The sequence below is a fragment of the Rhizobium sp. BT04 genome, from assembly GCF_030053135.1.
Classification (GTDB): Bacteria; Pseudomonadota; Alphaproteobacteria; order Rhizobiales; family Rhizobiaceae; genus Rhizobium; species Rhizobium binxianense.
In genome coordinates this window covers 162,700-188,487 of record NZ_CP125649.1, presented here as the reverse complement: position 1 = coordinate 188,487, position 25,788 = coordinate 162,700, and the positions used below count along the sequence as shown (strand labels likewise).

The 25,788-nt window shown below is 57.4% G+C and carries 24 protein-coding genes and 3 pseudogenes; 19 read left to right on the top strand and 8 right to left on the bottom strand.

Annotated features, from left to right (window positions below):
- The first annotated feature begins 19 nt into the window (after nt 1-19).
- The 4 genes and pseudogenes from QMO82_RS03270 to QMO82_RS03255 all read left to right on the top strand — a co-directional run bounded on the left by QMO82_RS03270 (nt 20) and on the right by QMO82_RS03255 (nt 3,234).
- Nucleotides 20-1,006: a sugar-binding transcriptional regulator gene (locus QMO82_RS03270; RefSeq protein ID WP_042119508.1), complete on the top strand. Its 987-nt coding sequence runs from the start codon at nt 20-22 to the stop codon at nt 1,004-1,006.
- Nucleotides 1,007-1,246: 240 nt separating this feature from the next.
- The gene (locus QMO82_RS03265) at nt 1,247-2,707 is read left to right on the top strand and encodes an FGGY-family carbohydrate kinase (RefSeq protein ID WP_225882626.1); all 1,461 of its coding nucleotides are present in this window, start codon (nt 1,247-1,249) and stop codon (nt 2,705-2,707) included.
- A 23-nt stretch (nt 2,708-2,730) separates the two neighbouring features.
- A pseudogene (locus tag QMO82_RS03260) lies at nt 2,731-2,880 on the top strand (nucleotidyltransferase); the annotation flags it as partial.
- Between the two features lie 162 nt (nt 2,881-3,042).
- Entirely contained in the window at nt 3,043-3,234 is a 192-nt protein-coding gene (locus QMO82_RS03255) for a hypothetical protein (protein ID WP_239789426.1), read from the top strand.
- Nucleotides 3,235-3,377: 143 nt separating this feature from the next.
- On the opposite strand, the gene QMO82_RS03250 is transcribed toward QMO82_RS03255, so the two are convergent.
- The gene (locus QMO82_RS03250; RefSeq protein ID WP_165779395.1) at nt 3,378-3,608 is read right to left on the bottom strand and encodes a hypothetical protein; all 231 of its coding nucleotides are present in this window, start codon (nt 3,606-3,608) and stop codon (nt 3,378-3,380) included.
- Nucleotides 3,609-3,751: 143 nt separating this feature from the next.
- On the opposite strand from QMO82_RS03250, the gene QMO82_RS03245 reads away from it, so the two are divergent.
- The 5 genes from QMO82_RS03245 to QMO82_RS03225 all read left to right on the top strand — a co-directional run bounded on the left by QMO82_RS03245 (nt 3,752) and on the right by QMO82_RS03225 (nt 8,695).
- Complete coding sequence (locus QMO82_RS03245) at nt 3,752-5,368, top strand: amidohydrolase family protein (RefSeq protein WP_246807264.1); 1,617 nt, start codon at nt 3,752-3,754, stop codon at nt 5,366-5,368.
- A gap of 374 nt (nt 5,369-5,742) precedes the next feature.
- On the top strand, nt 5,743-6,048 hold the full coding sequence (locus QMO82_RS03240) for a DUF2604 domain-containing protein (RefSeq protein WP_011427321.1): 306 nt from the start codon (nt 5,743-5,745) through the stop codon (nt 6,046-6,048).
- Nucleotides 6,045-6,662, top strand: coding sequence for a putative metal-binding protein (locus QMO82_RS03235; RefSeq protein WP_011427320.1), 618 nt, complete (start codon nt 6,045-6,047; stop codon nt 6,660-6,662). The genes QMO82_RS03240 and QMO82_RS03235 overlap by 4 nt, the downstream gene beginning before the upstream one ends.
- A gap of 119 nt (nt 6,663-6,781) precedes the next feature.
- Complete coding sequence (locus QMO82_RS03230; RefSeq protein WP_245424011.1) at nt 6,782-7,147, top strand: Mov34/MPN/PAD-1 family protein; 366 nt, start codon at nt 6,782-6,784, stop codon at nt 7,145-7,147.
- A 3-nt stretch (nt 7,148-7,150) separates the two neighbouring features.
- Nucleotides 7,151-8,695, top strand: coding sequence for an E2 ligase fold family C protein (locus QMO82_RS03225; protein WP_183906980.1), 1,545 nt, complete (start codon nt 7,151-7,153; stop codon nt 8,693-8,695).
- Nucleotides 8,696-8,850: 155 nt separating this feature from the next.
- On the opposite strand, the pseudogene QMO82_RS03220 reads toward QMO82_RS03225, so the two are convergent.
- Nucleotides 8,851-9,029: pseudogene (locus tag QMO82_RS03220) on the bottom strand (transposase domain-containing protein); the annotation flags it as partial.
- Nucleotides 9,030-9,074: 45 nt separating this feature from the next.
- Here QMO82_RS03220 and QMO82_RS03215 point away from each other — a divergent pair.
- The 8 genes and pseudogenes from QMO82_RS03215 to QMO82_RS03180 all read left to right on the top strand — a co-directional run bounded on the left by QMO82_RS03215 (nt 9,075) and on the right by QMO82_RS03180 (nt 17,337).
- Nucleotides 9,075-9,212: a hypothetical protein gene (locus QMO82_RS03215; RefSeq protein WP_176539351.1), complete on the top strand. Its 138-nt coding sequence runs from the start codon at nt 9,075-9,077 to the stop codon at nt 9,210-9,212.
- Between the two features lie 202 nt (nt 9,213-9,414).
- Entirely contained in the window at nt 9,415-9,786 is a 372-nt protein-coding gene (locus tag QMO82_RS03210) for a TIR domain-containing protein (protein ID WP_097667942.1), read from the top strand.
- A pseudogene (locus tag QMO82_RS03205) lies at nt 9,787-10,765 on the top strand (caspase domain-containing protein).
- 7 nt (nt 10,766-10,772) lie between these two features.
- Entirely contained in the window at nt 10,773-11,048 is a 276-nt protein-coding gene (locus QMO82_RS03200; protein ID WP_042119506.1) for a hypothetical protein, read from the top strand.
- A 386-nt stretch (nt 11,049-11,434) separates the two neighbouring features.
- Complete coding sequence (locus QMO82_RS03195; protein ID WP_166486932.1) at nt 11,435-12,292, top strand: DUF3800 domain-containing protein; 858 nt, start codon at nt 11,435-11,437, stop codon at nt 12,290-12,292.
- A gap of 368 nt (nt 12,293-12,660) precedes the next feature.
- Nucleotides 12,661-14,187 carry an IS21-like element ISRel16 family transposase gene (gene istA, locus QMO82_RS03190; RefSeq protein WP_183907025.1) on the top strand — a complete coding sequence of 509 codons (1,527 nt, stop codon included), beginning with the start codon at nt 12,661-12,663 and terminating at the stop codon, nt 14,185-14,187.
- An 11-nt stretch (nt 14,188-14,198) separates the two neighbouring features.
- On the top strand, nt 14,199-14,936 hold the full coding sequence (gene istB, locus QMO82_RS03185; protein ID WP_007539334.1) for an IS21-like element ISRel16 family helper ATPase IstB: 738 nt from the start codon (nt 14,199-14,201) through the stop codon (nt 14,934-14,936).
- A gap of 487 nt (nt 14,937-15,423) precedes the next feature.
- Nucleotides 15,424-17,337, top strand: a complete 1,914-nt coding sequence (locus QMO82_RS03180; protein ID WP_183906981.1) for a DUF4236 domain-containing protein — start codon at nt 15,424-15,426, stop codon at nt 17,335-17,337.
- Here QMO82_RS03180 and QMO82_RS03175 read toward each other — a convergent pair.
- Genes QMO82_RS03175 through QMO82_RS03155 form a run of 5 tightly spaced genes read right to left on the bottom strand, consistent with a single transcriptional unit; the run spans nt 17,331 to nt 21,926 of the window.
- On the bottom strand, nt 17,331-18,482 hold the full coding sequence (locus QMO82_RS03175) for a hypothetical protein (protein ID WP_183906982.1): 1,152 nt from the start codon (nt 18,480-18,482) through the stop codon (nt 17,331-17,333). The genes QMO82_RS03180 and QMO82_RS03175 overlap by 7 nt on opposite strands.
- A 24-nt stretch (nt 18,483-18,506) precedes the next feature.
- A complete protein-coding gene (gene hxsA / locus QMO82_RS03170; RefSeq protein WP_011427310.1) occupies nt 18,507-19,160 on the bottom strand; it encodes a His-Xaa-Ser repeat protein HxsA in 654 nt (217 codons plus the stop codon).
- The gene (hxsC, locus tag QMO82_RS03165; RefSeq protein WP_183906983.1) at nt 19,157-20,239 is read right to left on the bottom strand and encodes a His-Xaa-Ser system radical SAM maturase HxsC; all 1,083 of its coding nucleotides are present in this window, start codon (nt 20,237-20,239) and stop codon (nt 19,157-19,159) included. Before hxsC ends, hxsA begins: the two co-directional genes overlap by 4 nt.
- On the bottom strand, nt 20,236-21,642 hold the full coding sequence (gene hxsB, locus QMO82_RS03160; protein WP_183906984.1) for a His-Xaa-Ser system radical SAM maturase HxsB: 1,407 nt from the start codon (nt 21,640-21,642) through the stop codon (nt 20,236-20,238). Before hxsB ends, hxsC begins: the two co-directional genes overlap by 4 nt.
- On the bottom strand, nt 21,639-21,926 hold the full coding sequence (locus QMO82_RS03155) for a hypothetical protein (protein ID WP_183906985.1): 288 nt from the start codon (nt 21,924-21,926) through the stop codon (nt 21,639-21,641). Before QMO82_RS03155 ends, hxsB begins: the two co-directional genes overlap by 4 nt.
- A gap of 437 nt (nt 21,927-22,363) precedes the next feature.
- Here QMO82_RS03155 and QMO82_RS03150 point away from each other — a divergent pair, with 437 nt between their 5' ends.
- Together QMO82_RS03150 and QMO82_RS03145 are read left to right on the top strand one after the other, a co-directional pair.
- Nucleotides 22,364-23,521, top strand: coding sequence for a site-specific integrase (locus QMO82_RS03150; RefSeq protein ID WP_183907026.1), 1,158 nt, complete (start codon nt 22,364-22,366; stop codon nt 23,519-23,521).
- Between the two features lie 117 nt (nt 23,522-23,638).
- Nucleotides 23,639-24,172, top strand: a complete 534-nt coding sequence (locus tag QMO82_RS03145) for a hypothetical protein (RefSeq protein WP_183906986.1) — start codon at nt 23,639-23,641, stop codon at nt 24,170-24,172.
- 169 nt (nt 24,173-24,341) lie between these two features.
- On the opposite strand, the gene QMO82_RS03140 is transcribed toward QMO82_RS03145, so the two are convergent.
- Nucleotides 24,342-25,730 carry a hypothetical protein gene (locus QMO82_RS03140; RefSeq protein ID WP_183906987.1) on the bottom strand — a complete coding sequence of 463 codons (1,389 nt, stop codon included), beginning with the start codon at nt 25,728-25,730 and terminating at the stop codon, nt 24,342-24,344.
- Between the last annotated feature and the right edge of the window lie 58 nt (nt 25,731-25,788).

Below are 25,788 nucleotides of genomic sequence, written 5' to 3'. Positions count from 1 at the left end.
ACCTCTGCCATATAGCCCCATGGGACGAGCAAAATCTTCAGTGAAACGCGGCGACGAAACCGGGACATCAGTGCCCACTGAGTTCGATGATACCGTGATGTGGGCGGCGTGGCTCTATTATGCCGACCAGCTGACGCAGAGCGAGATCGCGAAGCAGCTGAATGTCTCCCGCGCCACGATCGTCAACTACCTGCAGGAGGCTCGCGAGCGCGGGATTGTGTCCGTCGTCATCAACCCGAAGGCCGGCGGCCGTACCAGCGTTGCGCGGGCGTTGATGAGCAAATACGGGCTTTCCGGCGTCTTCGTCATTCCCAATGGCACGGATGAAAGCCTGTCCCAACGCCTCGGAGACGCCGGCGCCCGGGTGCTCGCAGACCAAATTGAGGACGGCGACGTCATCGGTGTTGCCTGGGGCCGTACGGTACTTGCCGTCGCGGATCAGATTGTCCTGACGCGGCCGCTATCGAACCTGACCGTGGTGCAGGTTTCCGGTAGCTCGACCGGCGAGCCGGAGTTTTCACCGGAACTTTGTACGTCGCTGCTTTCAAATCGCATCCAGGCGCGCTGCGTCAACCTCTTGGCGCCGGCCGTCTTGTCGACGCGCGAACTGAAAGCCGCGCTGCTCGCCGAACCCGTGCTTAAAAAGCAGATGGACCTGGTGCATTCTTGCAATCGCATCCTTTTTGGCGTCGGTGATCTGGGACCTCGCAGCACGGTTCGGGTCTCCGGGATCGCCAGTCAAGAAGAGATCGATGACTACGTCGCCCGCGGCGCCGCCGCGGTGATCATCGGCCGTTTTCTGGATGCCCACGGCGCCGCCGTCGAGGGGGATCATGACGACCGCATGGTCGGCATCACCCTTGGCGATCTGCGCCAGGTCCCAAGCCGGATCTGTGTTGCCGGGGGAGTGTCCAAATTACCCGCCATCGTCGCTACCCTTGAAGCGGGCTATGCGACACATTTTGTAACCGACGTCGCCACGGGAGAGGCGTTGCTGGAGCTTTAGGCATGTTTCGTAAAATTGCACCAATTTTGCAAAGCGACATGCGTAAAAACAAAGAACTAAAGCGTCAGGAGCAGACCTTAGAGACGAAACGCTTTCGCAGGACACCGCGTTCAGCGCGGTGTGAGGAGTGTTGGGTAAAGCCGACAGGAGGAGCCGGGGAACCGGCAAGGGAGATCGGCGGAGAGTACCTCCGTCTGTGGAGGAGCGTGCATGCGGCCTGACGAACGATACGTCATTGGCATGGATTCATCGACTCAATCGGTCAAGGCGGTTGCCTGGACCGCCGATGGCACACCCCGGGCAGAAGGTCGGGCCGCCCATGTCATTTCAACACCACATCCGCTGCATGCCGAACAGGATGCCGACGACTGGTGGACAGCGGCCTGCATGGCGCTTTCATCGCTGATCCGTGAGATCGACCCTGCCCGCGTGGATGGCATTGCGATATCAAACCAGCGCGAAACCATGGTTCTGCTCGACAAGGATCGAAAGCCACTTGCCCCGGCGACGCTCTGGCTCGACCGCCGCGCAAAGGACGTGGTGCGCACGCTTGCCGCGGAGATCGGTGCAGAGCGGCTCCACGCGATCACCGGCAAACCGATCGACGTCATCCCCTGCGTCTACCGTCTGCGGTTTTTCCACGAAACCCAGCCGGACCTTCTCGACAATGCCGCGCAGATTCTCAGTGTTCATGACTTCCTGACGCAGAAGCTGACGGGAGAAGCGCAGGCCAGCTGGACCAGCGGCGATCCTTTCGGGATTCTCGATATCGAAAAGAAAGTCTGGTCACGCGAGATCCTCGATCATCTGGGTATTCCGCTTGAAAAGCTGCCGCCACTGAACAGGCCGGGCTCCGCGATCGGCCGCGTCACAGCAGAAGCAGCGGCGGCAACGGGTCTTCGTCCCGGGACACCCGTCTTTGCCGGCGGAGGCGACGGAAACTGCGCAGGTCTCGGCGTCAATGCGATAAACCCCGGCGCTGTCTACCTGAACCTCGGCACGGCAGTCGTTGGCGGCGGGTGGTCGGAAACACCGGAACTCAGCCGCTACTGGCGCACCCTGGCCTCGCCCAGCGGCGAGGGCTATCTTCTGGAAAGCTGCCAGCGCGGAGGCGCCTATTTTGTGAACTGGCTTCTGGATACCTTCGCCGGCAGTCGTAACGGTGCCCGAATTTTCGAACGCCTTGAGGCTGAGGCAAACAGCCTTGGCGTTGGGTCGGGCGGCGTCACGGTCTGCTCCTATCTCGTAGGGTGCATGGATCCCCACTGGGACGAAAATGCGCGCGCAAGCTTCACCGGCATGGGGCCTGAAACCGGTATGGGGCATCTCTATCGCGCGTCGATGGAGGCGATTACGCTGGAGTTTGTTCGATCGCTCAATGAAATGCGGCGAAGGGACGTGGCAGCCGACCGCGTCTTTGTCATCGGAGGCGGCGCCAGCAGTGCGTTGTGGCGGCAAATGGTCGCCGATTCGACCGGCCTTCCCGTCATCCGCAGCCTCTCGAATGAAGCATCCGCTCTCGGCGCGGGCATGTCGGCTGCCGTTGGTGCCGGATGGTATTCAGGCTTTCATGCGGCCGCAGATGCAATGTCGCGCCTCGCCGAACAGGTTGATCCGGACCTTACGAAAAACCACGCCTGGGCGGAATTGTCGCACCGGCAAGCAAACGTTTATCTCTCGCTTCGCAAGCTGAACAGATAGTCTGCATGGCTTGCAAGCGTGTGGGTTACTGCGAGGCCATTGAGGTTGGCGCCAAGACCGTGACCATGAAGGTCAAATTTGCCGACTTCAACCAGATCACCCGCAGCACGACGGTTACGGCCCCCTTGCCGGCGATCACTGATCTTGAGGATTTCGTCGGCCTGTTGCGGCGCTGATCTTCCCGCCGCAAGCGCATTCGTCTGCTTGGCTGCCCTGGTCTTGCGGTCACACTCAAGATCGATGGAAAACTGCTTCGCATCATGGATGTCCACCTCAAGTCGAGCTGCGTGTCGCCATTCGACGGTGGAAATCTGGAGGAAAGTGGTAATCACTGCATGATCCTGCAGCAACAGATCGACCCGCTCGAAAGCTGGATTGAGCGCTCGGCGGCCGATGGCGCCAGGATCGTTCTCCTCGGCGATTTTAACCGCAATCTCTGGCACGAACTGCGCGACCAGCGGCCGGCCAGGACCGGCGCCAGCGGAACCTCATCGCCCGGCCGGCGGGCGTGCTGTCGCGGTCTCTAATAGAAGAATTCGCCGATGGTCAGCCGGCGGCTGCCAATCTCGAGGTTCTCGACGAGCACTGCCAGATCAGCGATGCCGGGCAGGCACTTTGCACCTAGGCCGAAATCCGCGACCTGACCATGCCGGAAACACAGTTGCTCGCATCAGACAGTTATCTCGAGTGCCGCAATCCGGTAGGCCTTGATCACATCCTCGTCGGCCCCGGAATCAAAGGCGATGGCCCGGCCGAACATCTGAGCATCGGAAACCTTGGTGGCAACAAAGCAGGCACCCCGAACGGGAAAGACCAAGTATTGGCTATTTCCGATCACTGCCCGATGATCGCCCGGCTGAATTTTTGAACCCTCGTGACGATCAGAACGCTTGGCGGGCATTTCATGTCTGCATTGCATCGAGGCCGAGTTGGGGGATGGTTATGTTACGTCGAACTTTTCTAACGCAGGCATCTTTGTCTGCTGTCGCATTGACTGCGGGTTGCGGACGACCGAGCCCGTCGGTACCGGGCGAAGGCGTCCCGTTGGTCGACGCTCACTGCCACGTCTTCAATGCGTCGGATCTGCCGACCACCCGCTTCCTGCGGCAAGTCGTCTTCGAAGATTTTCCCAAGCAGTCGGCCGCCCGCATTCTCGCAGTTCGTGATCCCGACGTGACCGACGAATTCATCGCACTTCTTCTGAAGCTACTCGGCACCGGTAGCGCACCGACGGCGGATGAGGAGATCGCGTTTCTCGAGACCGGACGGAACGGAAAAGCGGCCTCGCTGACGGTCGACAAAGCGCGCGCAGCGGCGGTCGAAGACACAAGCCAGCATCTCCTGGAACTCGATCGGAAGAGGCGGCGGATCGTTACGATGGCAGACCCGGGCGATCTGTCGACACGATCATCTATCTCCGAGGAAAAGTTCCTAAATTATATGCTCGGTGACCCGATCAAGACTTTGCGCGCGAACGAACCGCTCACGATTGGAGAAGCCCGCGGAGCCAGCCAGCGCGCTTTCCTGAGGCAAGATCCTGTGGGGCGCTATCTCAATTGGTTCAGCCTGTTTCGCCTTTACCGGCACGTCCTTGTCGATCGCCTGGTTGCTGACAGCAAGGCACAGGGCTTCAATCCGCTCCTGTTAACGCCGGCGCTCGTCGATTATGATGAGTGGCTCTATGAAGATGTAGACTCTTCGCCCTTACCCCGGCAGATGGTAGTGATGGACCGGATTTCGCAGCGCATGGCGAAAGCTAAATCCGGTCCCGTCGTCCACGGCTACATGGGATTTGATCCACTCCGGGAAGTGGCATTCCGGAAAGGGAAAAGCAGCGTAAGCTCGCTTGCGACTGCCCATTCGGCTTTGATGAAACATGGTTTCATCGGCATCAAGCTCTACCCGCCGATGGGCTTTCGTCCCGAGGGCAACCAGCCGCCATATCCGGAGCGAACAGTGAAGAGCCTGGGATTTGAGCCCAACGAGGAACTCGATGCTGCGCTTCGAGACCTCTACAAGCTCTGTGTCGATGTTGATGCCCCAATATTGGCTCATGGCTATTCGTCGAACGGTTCCGGTCCAGATTATGCAAAGCGGGGCGATCCGGCCTACCGGATCCCCGTGTTCAAGGAGTTCCCCAAGTTACGGGTTTGTATCGCGCATTTCGGTCGTTTCCGCGCACCGTCGGCTGGACGGGAAGGAATGCCTTTGCCGGATGGCAGTTGGGAATGGCGGCTGGGTGAATTCATCAAGGAAAATCCCGGCGGGAACGTGGTCGCCGACATCAGCTATTTTTCGGAGGTGCTTTCGGCTGGCTCGAAAGAACGAGACTTCCTTGCGAGGTCCTTCAACAAATGGCTGGAAAAATTCGACAGCGGTTGCGATCACATCGTTTACGGGAGCGATTGGATAATGCTTGGGAAGGAGGCAGGCTATAATCACTATATCGAAAGCGTGAACGCCTTCCTGCGCACCGACTGCGGTCTTTCGGACGATATTTGCGACAAGATCTTCCGTCGTAATGCGCTTCGTTTCCTTCCCTTGGAACGAGGAACACTCGGGCGCGAGCGACTTCTCGCCTACTATCGAACAAATGGACTGGATGAGGGTCGCCTTCCCTCTGCAAGCTCGCGCCTAGTCGCCAGTCTCTTTGGTCGGTGAACAAGCAGCGACCGGCTCATTGTACCGAACGTGAGCGCCTTGAAGGGATCAGAACCAACGACCCTGTTGTTACTAAGCCTTCCGTCTCGCATCCCCTCGTAGCAGACATCGGCTCGGTCTGAACTAGCGCGACCGATTCGGAAGCGGGTGCGGGCTGCTGCTCACGTTGTACGCAGACGGTCGATCAGCGGCAAAGATCTCGAATGGCGCATAGCAGACGCCGTTTGGAAGCCAGGAACTCAAGATAATCGCACGCGACACCTTAGCAGCCCGAAATTAAGCCGAAGCGAAGGGCCTGTCAGACTACTACAGGTTTACTCGTAATTTTATTCAGTTAAACTTTAGATACGAATCGCTCAATTGATGGAGTAAGCATGGCAAAGTCTCCGAATACTGCTCCTGAGGCTGCGGGCAAAAAAACCGGATCGAAGAACAAGATAACCTTGACGATTGTTGTGAATGGCGAACCGGTTTCTGTTGAAGCCAATGTTAATGCACCTCTTCATACAGCAATCGCCAAGGCGCTGGAGGAATCAGGCAACGTAGGGCAGCCTCCTGAGAATTGGGAACTCAAGGATGAGAACGGGACAGTGTTCGACGCGAGCAAGAAGATTGAGGATCTTGGAATTACAGCCGGACAGAAGCTATTCCTGAGCCTTAAGGCTGGAGCCGCAGGTTGACCGAAAGTCAGTTCGTCGACGAGGCGGTTTCTCGACGAAAGTTCGAACGCGAAGTCGCACAGTATCGGGAGCTTGAAGACTCGTATCGCCGGCGAGGTTGGTTCCTTTTGGACGCCACGTTTCCTACTGTCTTGGTTTTGTTTGTCGCATTGAAGGTCACACCCCGGTCGCTTGTGTGCGCGGTACGCCTGGATTTCACGAACTACGACCTTGAGCCACCGTCGGTGACGTTCGTTGATCCCTCAACTGGGACTGCATTGCCGGCGAAAAGCCTGGGTTTTAAGATGCTGCGTCTCAACGGTTTGAAAGAAGCGTCGCCAGAAACCGTAACCACTCTGGCGCAACAACAGCGGCTATCTGTTCAAGAGCTGCTTCAGGCCCATAGCCCCGACGAGACCCCGTTCCTTTGCCTTCCCGGGGTTCGAGAATATCACGATCATCCGGCTCATACAGGTGACTTATGGCTATTGCATCGTCGCTCTGGCGAAGGCTCGTTGCACTTTATTCTCGAACAAATTTGGGCCAGCGGGATCAATCCAATACGGATGCTAGAGTACCAAATTCAAATGAACTTCTCAGGCTTCCAGATGGACGCAGCGGCTCTACCCAGGTAATTGGTCTCGCCGCTGTCGAACGCTTCGTAGTCCCGCGCGCGGCCGTCAACGATGTGCATGAGCATCTGGCAGAGGTAGGCCGCTCTGGATACGAGGGACTGGGGCTCTGGGTGGGGACCGTGGCAGCCGAAATCGCAACCGTCGAGCGAGCGCTCATCCCTCAGCAACGCCTTATTCGATCCGCGGCGGGAGTCGGCGTTCACGTCGACGGAACCGAGTTGCATCGCATAAACATGTGGCTCTTCGATAACGGGCTTCGCATCCTCGCGCAGATTCACAGTCACCCTAGTGACGCGTACCACTCCGATACAGACGACGAATACGCGTTGGCAACGGCGGTCGGCTCGCTCTCGCTTGTCGTGCCGGACTTTGCGACAGGTCCCACTGATCTCTCGCAGACCGCTGTTTACCGGCTCAACAAAGCGGGAAAGTGGATGGCGGTGTCGCAGGAAACGGTGAACCGTCTCATAGAAATCGTGGATTGAAACATGGCATTGGCGAAATACTTCGTTCGCGCGGCCACGGCGGCGTCACAAATTCTCCAGGGCTTCGACCCCAAGGATTTTGAGGACCTGCTCAACGACCTAGTGATCGGAATTGCGTTTGATGAGCAGGCATGCGCGACCGAGGGCAGAGCGTCACTCGATCTCCTGGTCAGGTTGGTGGCGCGCCTCTATCCGACCATTTGCCTGTTGCCTTCGGGAGAGGAGGCAAAAAAGCTAGCCAAGAATCTCGCCTCACTGGCTCGCTCAATCAACGAAGACATCACAATCGCTCGCCGTGGATCATCGGCGCTTTCGCATTGTCTGGTTGTTGGCTCTACCAACCCCGAAATCTCCTGCCCAAAGTTCTTCCTCGGCTCTGACGGGTGGATTGCAAAATTCTCCCCAGAGGAGCCGGTCGGAACCGCCGGCAGTAACAATGCTTTCGGCGCAGGTGCCGCCGCGTGCATTGCTGCGTCGAACTTATTTCGACATATATTCAGAGATCAGATCCCCGGTGCGACAGTGGACAAGGCGGTCACGTTTTCCTTGTTTGACTACGCTCCTGGCTCGCGCGCTAACCCGCCACTTTCCGACACCGCGCTCGATGATTTATTCCTTCTCGGGCTAGGCGCGATCGGTAACGGCGCAGTGTGGGCGCTCTCCCGCGTTCCGCACTTGCAAGGGCACTTGCAGGTGGTTGATGGCGAGCAGGTAGACCAAGGGAATCTTCAGCGTTACGTGCTGGCGCTCGAGCGGGATATTGGCCAGAGCAAGGTGAAGCTTGCTTGGCGATACCTGAAAGCTCAACGCAACCTTACAATCGACGGCCATAGCGCCAGATGGCAAACGCTGCCAATCATCCGCTCCATGCAGCATGTGGCAGTCGCACTAGATACGGCGGCGGATCGAATTGCCGTACAAGGTACGCTACCTCGCTGGACTATCAATTCTTGGACTCAGCGCGGTGACCTCGGAGTGTCGCACCACGGATTTGAGGGGGAGATGGCATGCCTTGCATGCTTGTATATACCGAACGGAACGGTTCCCGACGAGGACCAAGTCATTGCCGAGGCCCTCGGCCTCGAGGACCGGAAAATAGATATAGTGCGACCTATGCTTCACGATGGTACCCCCGTTAGCGAGGAATTGATGCGAGATATCGCAAGCCGGCTGACAGTCCCCGTTGAGCCACTCCTTCAATTCGTAGACCAGCCCTTGAGGAACCTTTACCGAGGCGCCATCTGCGGCGGCGTTGTGTTTGAGCTCACAGCTGGGAGCAAGCCGGTGCGTGTCGAGGTTCCGATGGCTTTCCAGTCGGCGATGGCCGGCATCATGCTGGCCGGAGAAATCATCAAGCAGGCGGCAGGCAATGCGCCAGATTGGACCACTGCCAAACTTAATTTGCTACGCAATATCCCTAGTGACATAGTCACAGAGCGGCGCAAGAAGGATCGGCTGGGTCGCTGCATTTGTCAGGATGAGGATTACTTAGACGTTTACCGCGCCAAGTACCAGGCACCGGAGGTAGGCGGCTTCGGCAAAAAATGATCCTTGTTTGCCGACAAATCAGTCCTCAGAGTCGCGCTATCCCGTCCTTCACGTCACGTCGCTAGATGGAGCTGTACTGCGATGCTTACTTAGCAGCCGCAACATTCACTTTCACGGCCGTATCTCTCGACGGTTCATACGGTGGAGGCCGCAGGTCAGGCCGCTTGAGCGTCGATGGTCGGCGGTGTCCAATTCCACGGAAGCAGTTGCTCCAGCCTGGCAATAAGCGTGTCAGCGACGCGGCAAGAACGTCGGCAAGCCATGCTTGCGGCTCGATGTTGTTGAGCTTTGCCGTCATGATCAGTGTGGCCATGCAGGCGGCACGATCTGCACCGCTCGGTTTGAAGCCGGGCCTGCAGATCGTCGATGAGCGGTAAACGTGACTGCGGCGGCGCTCCAAGCGTTAATCGGCGGCGGCAAGCCCGTTGATATCCCGCTCGATGTCGAACAGGGCATCGATTCAAAGTCCGAGTTCGACAGGTTCGGCAACCGCCAAGCCGGTACTAAGACCGGCTGAGACCAGCGACGCTGAAAGCGGCGATGTCGCCAACAAAAACGACCAATTTTGCTAAAGGCGCTCTTGATTGACCGAGGCCGTAGGGGCGGCGGCGGGGGCTGAAGACCGGCAAGAACAACTTTTTCTGCTCGTCGTCGTTACTACTCGCTCGGATTTTTTGATAGTGTTCCAGAAAGAGAATCAGTCGGAAGGTGGGGCACGCATGGCCGACAAGAAAGTTGTTTTTGTAGCATTTGCGATCGAAGACGTTCGTTGCCGCGACTACCTCAAGGGTCAGTCACTCAATACCCGCTCCCCATTCGAATACGTGGATATGTCGGTGAAGGAAGCTTACGATGAGGATTGGAAAGCGCGCGTGCGAACCCGCATCAGGCGGTCAGACGGCGTGCTTGTTCTCGTCAGTGAGAACTCACTCAAGTCGAGTGGTCAGAAGTGGGAGATCAAGTGCGCAAGGGAAGAGGGAAAGCTGGTGCGCGGGATGTGGTGCTACAAGGACGACCGCACCAAGATCGAAGGCCTAAATACCATGGTCTGGACTTGGGACAATATCGCGAACTGGATCGATAGCCTCTAAATGCGCAAAGCTCTCGTCGTCGGCATTGACTACTACGATAATGTGTCGCCGCTCTATGGGTGTGTGAACGATTCCTTCGCGGTCAAATCCCCGCCATGCTGACGGATCGGTGAATTTCGGCGTCCGCCATATCACAGGCACCGGCCCAAATGACATGGTTCCGAGGGAAGAGCTTCGGAGCGCGATCAAGGAGCTTTTCGATGGAGATGGCGAGGTCTCGCTGCTCTACTTCGCGGGTCACGGGCACGTCGAGGCGACGGGCGGCTATCTCTGCTCGTCCGAGGTGAAGACCGGCAACGACGGCGTCTCGCTGGCGGAGATCATGACGATGGCCAACAATTCTAAGATCGCCAACCGTGTCATCATCCTCGACAGTTGCCATAGCGGCGTAGCTGGAGGGAGCGCGCTTCAGCAGAAGGTTGCGGAGATCAGCGATGGCGTCAGCATTCTCACAGCCTCCACCGACGAGCAGTATGCCAGCGAGGAGAACGGTGCCGGGGTCTTCACTTCCCTTCTGGTAGACGCGCTTGGCGGGGCTGCAGCCAACCTGATTGGTGAAGTCACCCCTGGCGGCGTGTACGCTCATGTCGATCAGTCACTCGGGCCATGGGCACAACGCCCTGTTTTCAAAACCAACGTGAAGCGCTTCGTGTCTCTGCGGAAGGTTCGGCCGCCGCTTGAGCTCGGCGAGCTGCGGAGGATTTCCGAATTCTTCCCGTCGGCTGGGTACCAGATGCACCTTGACCCCACCTACGAGCCGGAGCGGCCGGACACGTGGGCGACCGATCCACGAGGCATTCCCGCTCCCGATCCGGATCACAACGCCATCTTTGCTATCCTGCAGAAGTACAACCGCGTCGGCTTGCTGGTCCCCGAGGGAGCTCCGCACATGTGGCATGCCGCCATGGAGTCGAAGACTGTTCGACTGACTGCCCTCGGAGAGCACTACAGGCGGCTGGCGGCGAAGGATCTGATATAGACGGCTGATGAAACGGAAAGAAATTGAAGAGGCCCTGCAGCGCACTTTGGAAGGCCTAGCGCATATCGAACACGAGCGCTGGTCGCACTGGCAGAAGTACATGCATGCTAAGGGAATCCGGCAGACCGATGGAAGTCTGCTAATACCTGCCGACCTTGTCGCGCAGTGGGATCGTCAGATCGCGACGCCATATGCGGAGCTGTCCGAGAATGAGAAGGAGAGCGACCGCGACCAGGTGCGGAAATATCTCCCCGCGATCATCGAAGCCCTATGTCCTAAGTGAAAAGGCTAGGAAACTCATTTTCTCACCGATCGGGTTAATTGGAGCAAGGTCGCGCTGCAACGCCGGCTGATCTGACGGCGCAATGAGATCTGGATTCCGCACATTTTTATCTAGCCTACGATGGCAACCACCTGATTTGTATCCGGGAGACCAGTTCATTGATCGAAGCCGACGTGGCCGATGTATATGGAAAGCTGACGTACCACTGGCTGCTGTTCTTGACCATTCTGCCGACCGCCTTCGTCAGGATTGAATCAGCCGCCTGACTGCCCCCAGCTTCGTGCGATATTCCTCACCAACCGCCGCAAGCTTGAGCAGGTGCTAAGCGACATCAAGGTGGATGGTAGTGAGCAAAAATTATGTATTTGCGGGTATTAGTAGTCGAGTTGAACGAATCCTATGGACTGCCACGAGAGATTGCTTTGCCTGTCACCTTGAACCTCTACCTCGACGATTCCGGAACTAGACATCCCACCCACAAGGTCGGGAAGAAAGCGGCGCACGGGTATGACTGGTTCGCACTCGGTGGAATCCTGGTTCGAAGTGACGAAGAGGACAACGCCCGAGATCTTCACGCAAAGTTCTGCGAGAAATGGGAAATCACGGCGCCCTTGCACTCGTCGGAAATCAGATCGCAGAACGAGAACTTCGATTTCCTGCGGGGCTGGGAGAAGGACAAGCTGGGAGCATTCTACGAAGAACTTTACATTCTAATGCGAGAGGCGCCCGTGGTGGGTATCGCGTGCACTGTCGACCGTCCCGGATACTGTGGACGATACCTCGAGCAGTACAAGCAGAATCCTTGGATGCTCTGCAAAACCGCCTTCACTGTCGTCGTCGAACGCGCCGCGAAATACGCTATCGCCCAAGGCATGAAGCTGCGCGTGCATCCTGAGCGCTGCAACAAGGCCGAAGATGCGGACCTAGAGGGCTATTACAAGGCTCTAAAGGCGGAGGGAATGCCGTTCGCTAAGGACAATTCCGATAAGTATGGCCCCTTGACCCCCGAGCGGTTTACCCAGGCGCTCTACGAGTTCAAGACCAAGCGGAAGACTTCACCGATGGCACAACTGGCGGATCTGTATCTTTGGCCGATCTGCATGGGCGGCTATCATGCCAGCAATCGTCCTTACCAGCGCCTGATCGGCGATGGAAAGCTGATTGACTGCCGTATTAAGGAAGACGAGCGGCCGATGCTCGGATCCAAATATAGCTGCTTTGAGAATATCGAGCGGAAGACCTAAAAACTCAAAAAGCCTCCGATGTTTCCATCGAGGCTTTTGGGCGACCGCAAAGGCGATCTCGTGGGCCAGGCCCGGCCGAATAACTATCGTACCCCATGATTTGTTGCAAGGAATTTTTCGTTAAACCGAATTAACCTGACGGTGGTCTGAACGAAACATTCGTCGAATCATGTATGCAGATTCCGAGGCAATCCGCCCCCGCATTCCGAAATGATGCCGCCCCCCAATTCCGAGAATTAACCGCCCCCTTGTTCCGAGATGATGCCGCCCCCTGATTGGGGCTGTTTGTCGGGGTGTCCTGCTGGTGAGACGTTCTTCCTTTCAGTTGCTCGAGAGGAAGGAACGCGATGCCAGCGGAGAGACTAAAGATGCGGCGTGTCCGCGAGATTCTGAGATACAGATTTGAGGAAGGCCTTGGCCACAAGTCGATTGCGGTGCGCGTTGGTACGGCGCCCTCGACGGTGCGCGAGACGTTGCGCCGTTTGGAGCGTGCCGGACTTTCCAGGCCTTTGGGCGACGATGTCAGCGATGCGGTGTTGGAGGCGGCTCTCTATAAGGCTGCCGGCACGAAGACCGGTCACCGTCGCAGTGTCGAGCCGGATTGGGCGCATGTTCACCGGGAGCTGAAGCGCAAGCATGTGACGCTGCAGATCCTCTGGGACGAGTATATCGGCCTTCATCCCGATGGATATCGCTACAGCCGCTACTGTGATTTGTATCGCGCTTGGGCGGTGAAGCTGCCGGTGACGATGCGCCAGGATCATGCGGCTGGCGAAAAGCTGTTCGTCGATTATGCCGGCGACACAGTGACGGTGGTCGTCGACAGATTGTCGGGAAAGACGCGACAGGCGCATCTGTTCGTTGCGGTGTTGGGGGCATCGAGCCTGTCATTTGCACACGCCCGCTGGAGCGAAACACTTCCCGACTGGATTGAGTGCCACCTGCTGGCGCTTGAGGCGTTTGGTGGCGTGCCGGCATTGCTTGTCCCTGACAACGCCAAAGTGGCCGTGATCAAGGCCTGCCATTTTGATCCGCAGGTCAATCGCACCTATGCCGGGATGGCAGCTCACTACGGAAGCTCTGTTCTTCCGACGCGACCACGCCGGCCGCGGGACAAGGCGAAAGTGGAGGCAGCGGTTCGCATTGTCGAGCGCTGGTTGCTTGGCCGAATGCGCCACCGCGTCTTCTACAGCCTTGCCGACGTCAATGCGGCAATCATGGAATTGCTCGCCGATCTCAACGACACCCGTGTTCTGCGTCGTGTCGGGCGCACAAGGCGACAGTTGTTTGAAGAGATCGACTATCCGGCCCTGCGGCCGCTTGCCGTCGAACGATACGTCTTTGCTGAATGGAAGATACGCCGGGCTGGGCTCGATTATCATGTCGATATCGACAAGCACTATTACTCCGTGCCCTATCGTTTTGCCCGTGAGCAAGTCGAGGCACGCATCACCGCCAATACCATCGAGATCTTCTACAAGGGCGAGCGGATTGCCGCCCACCGGCGTTCGAGCGGCAATGGCAAGCACACGACAACTCCCGAGCACATGCCATCATCCCATCGCCGCTTTGCCGACTGGACGATAGAGCGCATTAGCCGCGAGGCGTCGGCAATCGGATCGGACGTTGCATTGCTCTGCGAGCGTATTCTCGCTGATCGGCCGCATCCGGAACAGGGCTACAGAGCCTGCCTGGGCATTATCCGCCTCGTCAAAGCATTCGAACGCGAGAGGGTCAACGCGGCCTGCGGCCGAGCATTGGAAATCGGCGCTCGAACCTATGGATCGGTGCGCTCCATTCTCGACAATCACCTCGACCGATCTTCGTCATCAAGCACAGCATCACCCGAGCCGATCAATCACTCCAACATCCGCGGCCCCCGCTATTACCACTGAGGAGACGACATATGCTTGCACATCCCACCCTTGATAAATTGAATGCCATGGGCCTGACCGGCATGGCCAAGGCGTTCAACGAACTGATCAGCAACGGCGAGAGCGAACAACTCTCCCATGCCGAATGGCTCGGGCTGCTGCTCGAACGAGAATGGAGCTCGCGCCACGATCGCAAGCTTGCCGCCCGTCTGCGGTTTGCCAAACTGCGCCACCATGCTGTGCCTGAGGATGTCGATTACCGCAGCGAGCGCGGTCTCGATCGGGCGCTGTTCATGAAGCTGATCGGCGGCGACTGGATCGATGCCCACGACAACCTCGCGATCTGCGGGCCATCTGGCGTCGGAAAAAGCTGGTTGGCCTGTGCGCTCGGGCACAAGGCTTGCCGCGATGATCGCTCGGTTCTCTATCAGCGCGTGCCGCGGCTGTTTGCCAATCTTGCTCTCGCTCACGGCGATGGCCGCTATGCAAGGCTGCAGCGAACCCTCGGGCACGTCCAGCTCTTGATCCTCGATGACTGGGGTCTGGAACCGCTCAACGAGCAGGCTCGCCACGACCTTCTGGAGATCCTCGAGGATCGCTACGGCCGCCGCTCGACAATCATTACCAGTCAGCTTCCGGTATCAGCCTGGCATGAGATCATCGGCAACCCAACCTACGCCGATGCCATCCTCGATCGCCTCGTTCACAACGCCCATCGCATAGACCTATCCGGGGAAAGCTTGCGGCGAAATCAGCGCCGGAAATCTTGACTCGCTACACGAATGAACTGACAACAATCACTGCCAGCAGGACCCCAGCCTCAGGGGGGCGAGATCATCCCGGAATCCCGGGGCGCAATCATCTCGGAACAAAGGGGCGGCTTCATCGGAATCGGCAATCATGTACGAGCTGGCATCGCTCGTTCCCGCGTAACCTATCAGCAAGCGGCTGTTGTTGTCGACATACCCCCGCGCGATGAATTCCACGGTCACCGTCCCGCGCGGCTGCCGACTTCGTCGATCAGAAGCTCGATCCCGACCACCTTGCCCTTAGGATAGTTCCTTGGAAAACGATGATGTGTGCGAACCGGCACATCAGGCTGCGATGTTAATTTTTGTAGAATTGAACTGCCTTGCCGTTATGAGCTGTTGGCGGCTATCGATCGGGGCCGGACCCGAAAAGCCAAGTCACAAAATTCTTCGTTGCAGCCAGGAATCTGTGTAACATCCACGTTGCAATGGGACTGGGGGGCATGGGGTGCCATTCTACATACGCAAGTCAGTCAAGGCGGGACCATTCCGGTTTAATTTTTCCCAAGGAGGTATCGGCGTCTCTGTCGGCGCGAAGGGCTTAAGGGTCGGTACCGGATCTCGGGGCCACTATATCCATGCCGGACGAGGCGGACTATATTATCGAACGTCACTTGGCAATGCTGGCCAACGTCGACAGCGGGCTGTGAGCGAGCCACCGCCCGCTCAGGTCACTTTTGAAGTACCTGCGGTCAACATGATCGAGTTCGAGTCCGGCGACGTCTTGTTGATGCGCGACGAGAACTTCGGCGAAGTGTTGGACGAAATCAACGCGAAGGCCAATCAATGGCGGTTGTCGGCTCTTTTCGGATGGCTCACGGCCCTCCTCGGCATCCTTGTGCTGGCGAAAGCGCCGCCAGTGGGGATTTGGGTCCTGATCGCGACCCTTCCCGCCTGGGCGGTGGGGTCGTGGTTCGACTCGTACCGCCGGTCGACAGTTCTCTTCTATGATATCGATGGCCCGGTCGAGCAGGCGTACAAGGAAACGATCGCGGCGTTCGACAATTTGAGCTCTTGTGCCGGGAAATGGCATATCGAGGCTGGCGGTGCGATCAACGATCTAACGACCTGGAAACGAAATGCAGGCGCATCTCACCTGGTGAAGCGAACCGCCACGAAGCTCGTCTACGCTTTGCCGAAGGTTATCAAGAGCAACATCACACCGCCCTCGATACATGTCGGCAAGCAGATCATTTATTTCATGCCAGACGTTGCTTTGGTCGCCCACAATTCGCGCTTCGGTGCAATGTCATATTCTGATCTCCGCGCTCGCTGGCAGGCGTCACGGTTTATCGAAGATGGTCATGTCCCTCATGACGCGGAGGTCGTCGACCGCACTTGGCAGCACCCCAACAAGAGTGGCGGGCCTGATCGGCGTTTTCGGAATAACCGCCAGCTGCCTGTCTGTCTGTACGATACCCTTCATCTGAAAAGCGACAGCGGTCTCAACGAGGTACTGGAATTTTCGCAAGTGGGAAAGCTGGCGAGTTTCGTCGCCGCTCTCCAAGCTTTAGCGAAGGCAAAGATGGAGGCTGCACAAGCCCTGAAGGCGATCCCACCGACCGCGACGTCGGTATCGCCACCAGTGGCACCAAGTTCGCATCTGCCGGATGAACAGAGACGAAAGCCCGGTGTGCCTGCTATAGCCCTCATCATTGGGGGCATCTTTGGACTTCCTATTGCTATCGCCGCACTCCAAAACGCGGAGAAATCGACTAGGCCCGTCACAACGCAGGGCGCTGTTCCCACCGGTTCAGGGCAAATCGCATCGTCATCGTCAACGCTGGGAAGGCCCGCGTCCTCTGCTGCCGGTTCAGCACAAGGGTCACCATCACCATCGACGATGGTGACCCCTCCCACAACCCCTTCTGCCTCTGCTTCGGAAACCGGTAAGCCGGCAGTCGTAGTCCAGGCACCGAACATTGACGCTACGGCAACAGTAAATGATCCGGCATTTTCGACACCTGCCTCCCTTGGGGCTGATCAGGAGCCGACACCCGATTCTACGATCTTCGAGGGGCTTACGGCAGCCGCGACTGCGCCCGCGGCGTCTACATTAGACGCGGCATCAGAGCCGCCTGCCCTGCCTTACATCGCCCCACCGGAGCCAAAGTTTGCCTACATGAAGCAGCCCTTCCAACTGAGGGATGGACCCGGTGCAAAATACATTCCGGTCGGCGCAGTCGGCCAGAATGCATTGCTCGCCATCCTTGAGACGGAAAGCGGATGGGTCCATGTCTCTGGTGGTCCGTCAGTGATGGGATGGGTACCGAAGGAACTGCTTGGTCAACGGCCAGTTTCGCGCCAAACAACCACGCCCAAGGTGCAAAACACCTTCCAGTCCGGTGGTCGGACTTATTGAGGAGTGCACGGCCCCCAAGTCGCGTCGAGTCTGCGGCACCAGCCGCTGTTGGTCAATTCCGTAAGAAGCAGTGCTTGTGAATTACAAGCGTCCTCCGCGTAGGACAACGAGCACGCAGCGTTGTCGGTCAGCCAGCGACGAATAATCCGATCTGGTCCAGCTACCGAATTATCCTTGGTCGTGATCTTACCGTTCTCCGCCAGAATTTTGTGGGTCGCGGGGTCCCATGTCATCACCGCGCCAGAGGAGGATTTTTTACGTGAGGGGCTGTAGGTATACCAATCGACCACAGCGACGACGGTACAGATATCAAAGCATGCTGCGTGTGCTGTGCCAGACCGCACGGCATAAATGCGCACAGGCCACCGTTCAGCGAACTGTTGCTTCTCATTTAGGACGTCCGCCTTCGAGCGCGGGGAGCCGTAATAGACAACGGAATCTCCGTAATTGTTCGCGAGGAAGGACATTCCTTCGTTCGTCGACCAGGTCCGCTGTGTTTCCAGGAAAAACTGGAGCGCGGCTCCGTTCAATGCTGTCGAGGGCGCCTCGTTGGATACGGCAGTTTCTTCCGCCGTCGGTGCCACATAGGGGGTAGGCTGCCCCGTCACGAGACCAAAGCCAGCCATGTCGATCAGCGACAGCACCCGTCGATCACCGTCGGCCAGACTGGTGACAAACGTGAACAAGGTGGGGTCGAGGCCCATGTCCGCAAGGTAGGCCTTGTATCTTTCGGTTCCGGTTTGCAGGCCCGAGCTTCCCGGCGAGAGAAGTGTTCGATCAACGAGCATCGAGGCGTCTTCCGCATAACGCCGCACTCCACCGGCAAAAGCGAGTAAGCATGCAGACTCGCACTTCGAACCCGAAACTTGCAGCGTCGAAATCTTCATCCGACGAATAGCCCGGCCATATCCGATCGCGGCATCTGTATCACCGCCCGGCGAATTGAACGCGATGAATTTCGGAGCGCTGTTCTTGATTTCGGCTTCGAGCTTATCAGGAAGATCGCTGGGCTCGAACGTTCCTTGAATCAACAAGATGTCGTTGTTCGCCGCTTTCACGTGGGCAAATCTGATCGCTGCGTGACTGGGGCTTGCGATTAGCGCGGCCAATGAAATCAGGCAGGAAATGAAAACAGACGAGCGCATCGCTCCCTCCCTAATCTGATCGGATCAGTTTGTTGAAATACCAAAAGCTGTGAGAACTTGAGGCGTGATCGTTCCGGTCACCTTCAGCCCATAGGCATCCTGCATTTTATTAAGTCCAACCCTCGTTGCGGCGTCGACCTGCCCTGTTATCGGGCCGCCGAAATAGCCGAAGGCAACCAGAGCGGTCTGAACCTGAATAACGATACGCCGAAATTTGTCTGAGTTGCCCGGCAACGTCTTCAGGGGCATTGGGGCTGTATTCACCGCGGAGGATTGCGGGGCAACCCCCGTCGAATAGCTGCCAGTCGAAGTCGTCGCCGGTATGTTGGGAGTCGTCGGTAGACTTCTGATGACCGGTCCCGGATTGGGCGAATAGCTCGGCGTCGGGTCGGGCTGCGTATAGGTCGTGCTGTTGTTGTAGTCGCCGCGCGGCACAACGTATCCGCCCCCAGAGCCTGACGCATGGCTCGCGTGACTAGCATGACTGCTATGACTTGCGTGGCTCGAATGTGAGCTATGACCAGCGAGGGTGTAGGCCTGCTTGACCCGCAGCCGCTCAAAGAGAGTGGGTTCTGGCTTCTTTTGGGTAAGGCCGACAAGTGGCGCTGCATCGCCTTTCGACGGCATGAACCCAGCCGCAATCAATGACGGCAACAGGTAAACCTTGCGCTTCTTCATTGTCGTGACAGTCCCCCAAATCCCTGATCAGCTTTATACCATTCAAAAAATCCACCACAAGTAGAGCGCAACGTACACTCGCCGCACTCTTCCAGGAATTTGTTCTTCCAGTCTGAAATCGTGCTTGGTGCCAAATGCCGGTACGGTGGGGGAACCGTGCAAAGCGGGAAATTATAAAGAAGAGTATGAATACCGCGCCCAATCGCGAGATTGATGGCGCTCCCCAGTTGGCCGAAATCCAGCGACGTATCCTTGAACGAATGCGCCCAATTCATTCTGCCGTAACCGATATTTTCTAGTTGCATGATGGCCCAGACATCAATGAACGGAAGCCGGGTCGAGGCGTAGTCCGCAAGCTGTGGCAACACATCCCAGTTCTGCTGAAGGACAACCGTCCGAAGCTCGACGGCCGCCCCGGCCCTCATTAGCGTCACGAAATTCTGCGACAACGTTTCAAACGCACCCCGCTTTGCAACGATGCTGTCGTGAAGTTCGGCATGAGGCGCATACAATGGAATGCCCCACAACACGCGCTCCCTTCCGACCCCATCAATTATGGCAATGTCGCCAGGTTCGAAAAACTGGCCGTTGGTCAAAACATGAAATGAGATGTCGGGTCGAGCCTTCGCGGCGACTGCGAGGAATTGAAACAGTCTTCGTTTGTGCAGCAGCGGCTCGCCGCCAGATATCGTGATGCGCGCGTTTTCCGGGGCCAAGGTGGCGGCGACTGTGAATTGGTCGAAGAGGTCGACGTGATATTTCTTCGGAGGCTGCGAGCACATCACGCAGAGCTGGTCGCATTGCTCGGTCACCAGGAAGGTGTTGTGCCTCGACCCTGCTCGCAGCAATCGATGAGCCGAGTTTCGACCAGGTACTAGAAGGAGCACGTCGCCGTCGAGATCAGTTTGGGGATCGCAGTAAACTCGAAGCGAATAGCCCGCGAGATCGAGGATTTGACTCTCGTGGTCACGATCGATCAGGACAGCATCATGCTCACTCTCCACCGTGTCGGTGCGCAGGCGAACGATACTTGGATGGTCGATTGGAACGTCATCGATCTTAAGCCGCAAATCGATCATCTGTGTATCGGAGCCAGCGAAGGATCGAACTCCGGAATTTCGGCCCATGCCGCAAGGCTCTTGTGAGCTTTTTTGTCATCCGAATAGAGCAGCTCGAATATCTTGTCGAAGATCGCGGTATGGCGTCGGCAGAAGGTAGTGTCACGCTTCGGCACGTCGATACGACCGTACCGGGAGAGGTCGTCGATCACGTCAATGCCGCAGGCCGCTTGGTATGGACAGTGGATGCAATCTGGATGGAACGAGTTAGTCGCTTCCTCATTCAGGACATCCAGCTTTGCCTGATCGATGCCATCCCAAAGATTGCCGACACTCAGGTCGATCTGCCCCACTCTCGTCACCATCCTGGCTTCGTCCGACGGATAAAACGTGCCGTCGAAATCGATGACTATGTAGTCCTTACCGAGGAAGTTCGGGTTGCGAAGGTCCACATGGTGGTTATGGCCGCCGCGTAGAACCCGGCGAAGACAATGCGTGAAGTAGAATTCCTCGACAGGGAAATCTGCTGTCCAATTGTGCTCGATCAACGCATCGATGAATCGGCCATGACAGTCGTTCCATCGCTCATCCATGCCCATTGTCCGGTATCGCTTCCGAGCGAAACCTTGATGGTTGATAGGCCGGAGGAAAATGGAACGAAAGCCGAAGTCACCGAACGTCTCAATGATCTGGTTCGGGGTTGGCAAATTGTTGACATCAAGCGTGGGCAACGCCGACACTTTACCTTGCCCTAGCCTTCCGATCCCATAGCGAAGGTTCGAAACAAACTGGTCGGTGTCACGGGATGTGATTGTCCGCTGCCGTTGGTGAGCCGAAAGTTCGCCATCAAGCGACGTACTAATCAATGTGTCCGAAGCGTCGAGAAACGCCCAGGCTTCATCGGAAACAGACTGCAGATTGGTGCAAACGGTGAAGCTTACGTCCTTGAATTTGCGCCGCGCAAACTCTCGAACCGTCTCCAGCAAATCCAATCGCAAAAGCGGTTCGCCGCCTTGAAACTCGATTTTCGCACTTGCCGTGTCCATGCCATCTAGAAAACGAAGAACCTGGGCGAGCGTGTCCTCGGTCCAGTCAAACCCACTGGTGTTTTCGTTTACCCGTGACACCTGGCAGTAGCCGCACGCCAAATTGCAGCGAAGTGTCGGCACGATAATGACGTAGTTCAGCTCCTGCGGACGATGCAGTCGCTGTGCCCACCGATATGCAAACCCCATATATGCTGGGTCGCCGACTTCATCGAATGCATGCCCGTTCGAATGAAGAAACCTGGTATCTGAGGCAGTCAGATCGCCACCGGCGTATCGCTCAAGGAATCTGCCATCTGCCCGGAAATATCCACCGGCGTCGTCAGCGAACAGGTAGTCAGAAGCCAACCGCGTGAATTTCAGTGGGAAGACAGTCATCGCCCGAGAACACCTTTGATGAGAGCCCGACGGAGGGGAAGCGTCTCCGAATATATCTTCTCTCGGTAGAGGCAGTGGTGAAAATTTGCGATCAATTCGTCGATGGGCGACGTACCGTCATCGGATAGCGTAATTTGCTTCGACACCTCAACCCTTGCCACAGCATTCGCCGCATTGAAACGCAGGATGGCCGCAGCAAGGTAAGGTCGATGCGCTTCGTCGAACTCGATCAAAGTGCGTCGTTCATATCTCTGAGTCGGCGTGCTGAATTCTGTTATTTCCATCGGACAATGGCGATCCTCTCCGCATCAATCGTACCAACTCGGCCGCTGGATCACCAGATGGTTGTATTGCAATTTGCTGAGAACAACAGGATGTCCACCTTACATTTTAGCTCGAGCTGGCCGCCGTGGCGCGGGCAGGCTAGGCCTCCCCCAGTGACTGATCAGGTCATTGTGCCCGCTTACTCCCAGCAACGGTCAAAATTTCGCCGTTTCCACTTCATTAACCATATGAATCAACGCCGTTCTTTTCTGTCCTGGAAGCCAAGATACCATTTTACTTCCGTCATGGCTTGCGATCATTTAGAGATCGCCTCGCTTCCGATAAGTAATGCTTATCGGAAGTGATTGATTTCAAGCCGCAAATCAGCGAAAACGGGGCAAAGGACGGCCGCCGGCGCCGTTTCGGTATCCGGATTTTCGCCGTTCAGGAGGTGTTTTTGGACATCATCGCCCCGAAATCAGCGCCCGACGCCATCGCTCGGCGCGCCGAAACCCTCGACACCATCGCCGCGGTGCTGCCGATTGACCGGCGCGACAAGCTCGCCGAGATTCTTTCCGACCAGGACGTCGAGACGCTCAGACATCTGGTCAACGAGGGCATGGGCGACAACACGCTTCGCGCGCTCGCATCCGACCTCGGCTACCTCGAAGCCTGGTGCCTGGCGGCGACCGGCAGCTGCCTGCCCTGGCCGGCGCCGGAGGCGCTGCTGCTGAAATTCGTCGCCCATCATCTGTGGGACCCAGCACGGCGAGAGGCCGATCCCGAGCACGGCATGCCGGCCGAAGTCGAGCAAGCGTTGCGAGACGGGGGCTTTCTCCGGTCGATCGGGCCGCACGCGCCGGACACCGTGCGCCGACGGCTCGCCAACTTGTCGACGCTGACCAAATGGCGCGGCCTCGACGGGGCCTTCGCCTCCCCTGCCCTGCGATCGGCGCTGCGGCTCGCCGCGCGCGCCGTGCCGCGGCCACGCCGCCGCAAGAGCGCCAAGGCGGTCACCGGTGACGTGCTGGCCAAACTGCTGGTGACCTGCGGCGGCGACAGCCTGCGCGATCTGCGGGATCGGGCGATCCTGATGGTCGCCTTCGGCTCCGGCGGCCGCCGGCGCAGCGAAGTGGCCGGCCTGCGCAAAGAACAGCTGACGAGCGAGGCGCCGATCAACGATGAGCACGGAGGCTCCCTGCCCTCGCTGTCCATTCACCTCGGCCGCACCAAGAACTCGGGCGCCGGCCAGGACGAGGTCGTCTACCTCACCGGCCGGCCGGTCGAGGCGCTGAACGTTTGGCTGGCGGCGGCCAAAATCGACGGCGGCAGTGTGTTTCGGGCGATCGATCGCTGGGGCAATGTGTCTCGCCGGGCGCTGGATCCGAAGGCGGTCAATGATATTGTCAAGCAGCGCGTGCGGATGGCTGGACTCGAGCCGGGGGAGTTTTCGGCCCATGGGCTGCGATCGGGATACCTCACCGAGGCGGCCAATCGCGGGATCCCCCTTCCCGAAGCCATGGAACAGTCGCGGCATCGATCCGTGCAGCAAGCGTCAAGTTACTACAATAGTGCAGGCCGGCGCAGAGGACGCGCGGCAAGGCTTCTTTTATGAGTTGTTCACGCTTCTTTCCGCGGAGGTACGTCGTGAACGAAAACACCGGCCAATTCGGTTAGTGATTTGGAAGCGAATCTTCGGTATCGCGGCGTCGCAACATCACAGCGAGGACACGTGCCAGAGTTTCTATACCGAGTGGATTTTAACGACCATCTTCAATCAATTACGGACGGCATGTTTCGTGCCAGGCGCTGGACCACAGCAGGCTTTCCGCATGCGGTGCTTAAGGCAGCTACGCAGCGCGAACCGCAAAGTCGTGTTTATCGAATATGCTTTTTCGCCACCTTGGCCGAAGCGACAAAGTGCCAACAGCAGGATTTCGAAAATTCAAGCCGTGGGCCATCACAATTGATGCGCTGCGCCAAGTCGGAACTGCAGAAGGCCGGCTTTCACGAAAGTTGGGATGACGGTTTCCACGAGGGAATTGCGTATCTTTTCTGGCGCTATGAGATGCCTACAGCTACGAACGAGCGGTTTTCCGACGGGGGAATAGATCTCACTGCATTCGAAAAGAATGTCGATGGCGTTTGGCGGTCTTATTGCTGCGAGCCAGCACCCGAGTTCACTGCGCTTTCGCCAACGACGCGGCCACCCTTCCCCACTCTCCATGGCCAGAAGAGACAATGGTGGAAAATCTGGGCCAGATAAGATTGTGTGTGACGGGTTAATATCAGTTCCTAAACACCATGGGCATGGCTAACGCGGCTGGAGACGCGGTACGTTTAATATCCCTTTTGCCCATGATCGACTCGGCGCGTGCCCTCTTTTTGGTCGCTGCGCACGTTCGAAACAGCTGTCCTCTCCCCGTATGCAAGACTCAATCCGTCAGCCAAACTTGTTGCAGCTGCTTCTCTTCCTCCTCTTTGGTAGTCGCCTCGTCCCAACCGAGACGTTCGACCTCGCTCCCCTGAACTGCGATCCTCTTGACCTCCTGTTCGAGTTTCGCTTGCTCGAGGTCCTGTGGAAAGATCGGATTGACCGATACAAGTTCAAGATCTGCGTCTTTCCCGATTACCGCAAAGCCATCTGGGAAAACCGCACTGTCGGAAGAACGAGCCTCAGCAATGAGGCGGTCGTCCATTTCTGGGATGTTTTCGAGGGGATTTGTGAGCGTGTCGTTCCGTTCCAAAGACATGAAAAACTGACGTGCAACGTTCCATTCGAGCGCGAATCTGTTGAAGCCCCACAAAGACGGCGCCAGCTTGTGGCTATTCTCCCAAAGGATCTTATCTTCTTCATCAAAGACATAGGGACTGTGAAATGGTGCGAAGCCGAGGAGCCATTCATGTCCGAGCCAACGCGCCATGACAAATTGCCTCCCGCGCGCAGACCACTCCCCTGATAGCGCAGCACGCGAAACATCTGGACCGAGCAGCAGCGTCAGGGCATTAAGGTAGTTCCCGCGGCGCACTTCGGTTGGATCAGCCCCTTCGTCGGACCCATCGCCATTTCCAGATGGAGGCGCCGTATGATGAATGACGATTTCGGCGCGTTTTGCGGAAGTCATCCATGACCCGATCGCGAAGCCGTGACTTGCGACGGACGATCCTACCCTCATACCGAGATACGGTGAGACCTGTTGGAGGTAACCACGTCTGACGGTGGTGTCGAACTGTTTGCGTGAACTGCCTCGTGTCGCCTTCGACTCCGTGAGCGCGACGGTTTTGTCATCTCGGCGACTGAAAACAAAATCCGGTGACTTTTTCGTTGGGGCCGCTCCGGCCAAGCTCATATTTTCAAAGTGATCACACCAGGTGTAACCATCGCGGATCATTTGGAGGTAAGAGATTCCCGCTCCCACGACTCCTGCAAGGTGGGTGCGAGAGAAGTCTTTTAGCCGGTCTGCAGTCTCAAGAATGGCGAAGCTGTCATCGTCGTCATCGACATACTCGTTTAGGAGGTGACGGCACGTTTCTGACTCGGATGTTACAGCCGCCGAATTGACCACATGTAGATGGGAGCATTTTGCCATTGCGCCAAAAAGCTCCGCGGGCGTGAATGTGATAGCTTTGGTGGCAGGCGCCCTCCCTCGTATTTGTGGCTTACGCGGCGGCGGGTGTCCTGTTGTCTTCGTCAGCTCTAACCCTTTGGTCTTCGTCGCCCAAACCATCTCGTCCCCAATTCTATTCGTATCGAATATGCCCTTCCTTTTATCGACATACACCGGAGTGATGTCGAGCACTCTGCGCCGCATCGGATACTTCATCGTTCCTTTCGTCCCCGCCTGCCGGGCGATCGCGCCATTTGCTCTTAACAGCTCCACG

What these genes read in the sequence shown, in the direction of transcription:
- QMO82_RS03270 (WP_042119508.1), top strand. Translation starts at nt 20, where the DNA reads ATGGGACGAGCAAAATCTTCAGTGAAACGCGGCGACGAAACCGGGACA.
- QMO82_RS03265 (WP_225882626.1), top strand. Translation starts at nt 1,247, where the DNA reads ATGGATTCATCGACTCAATCGGTCAAGGCGGTTGCCTGGACCGCCGAT.
- QMO82_RS03255 (WP_239789426.1), top strand. Translation starts at nt 3,043, where the DNA reads ATGATCCTGCAGCAACAGATCGACCCGCTCGAAAGCTGGATTGAGCGC.
- QMO82_RS03250 (WP_165779395.1), bottom strand. Translation starts at nt 3,608, where the DNA reads ATGCCCGCCAAGCGTTCTGATCGTCACGAGGGTTCAAAAATTCAGCCG.
- QMO82_RS03240 (WP_011427321.1), top strand. Translation starts at nt 5,743, where the DNA reads ATGGCAAAGTCTCCGAATACTGCTCCTGAGGCTGCGGGCAAAAAAACC.
- QMO82_RS03225 (WP_183906980.1), top strand. Translation starts at nt 7,151, where the DNA reads ATGGCATTGGCGAAATACTTCGTTCGCGCGGCCACGGCGGCGTCACAA.
- QMO82_RS03210 (WP_097667942.1), top strand. Translation starts at nt 9,415, where the DNA reads ATGGCCGACAAGAAAGTTGTTTTTGTAGCATTTGCGATCGAAGACGTT.
- QMO82_RS03200 (WP_042119506.1), top strand. Translation starts at nt 10,773, where the DNA reads ATGAAACGGAAAGAAATTGAAGAGGCCCTGCAGCGCACTTTGGAAGGC.
- istA (WP_183907025.1), top strand. Translation starts at nt 12,661, where the DNA reads ATGCGGCGTGTCCGCGAGATTCTGAGATACAGATTTGAGGAAGGCCTT.
- istB (WP_007539334.1), top strand. Translation starts at nt 14,199, where the DNA reads ATGCTTGCACATCCCACCCTTGATAAATTGAATGCCATGGGCCTGACC.
- QMO82_RS03175 (WP_183906982.1), bottom strand. Translation starts at nt 18,482, where the DNA reads ATGCGCTCGTCTGTTTTCATTTCCTGCCTGATTTCATTGGCCGCGCTA.
- hxsA (WP_011427310.1), bottom strand. Translation starts at nt 19,160, where the DNA reads ATGAAGAAGCGCAAGGTTTACCTGTTGCCGTCATTGATTGCGGCTGGG.
- hxsC (WP_183906983.1), bottom strand. Translation starts at nt 20,239, where the DNA reads ATGATCGATTTGCGGCTTAAGATCGATGACGTTCCAATCGACCATCCA.
- hxsB (WP_183906984.1), bottom strand. Translation starts at nt 21,642, where the DNA reads ATGACTGTCTTCCCACTGAAATTCACGCGGTTGGCTTCTGACTACCTG.
- QMO82_RS03155 (WP_183906985.1), bottom strand. Translation starts at nt 21,926, where the DNA reads ATGGAAATAACAGAATTCAGCACGCCGACTCAGAGATATGAACGACGC.
- QMO82_RS03140 (WP_183906987.1), bottom strand. Translation starts at nt 25,730, where the DNA reads ATGAAGTATCCGATGCGGCGCAGAGTGCTCGACATCACTCCGGTGTAT.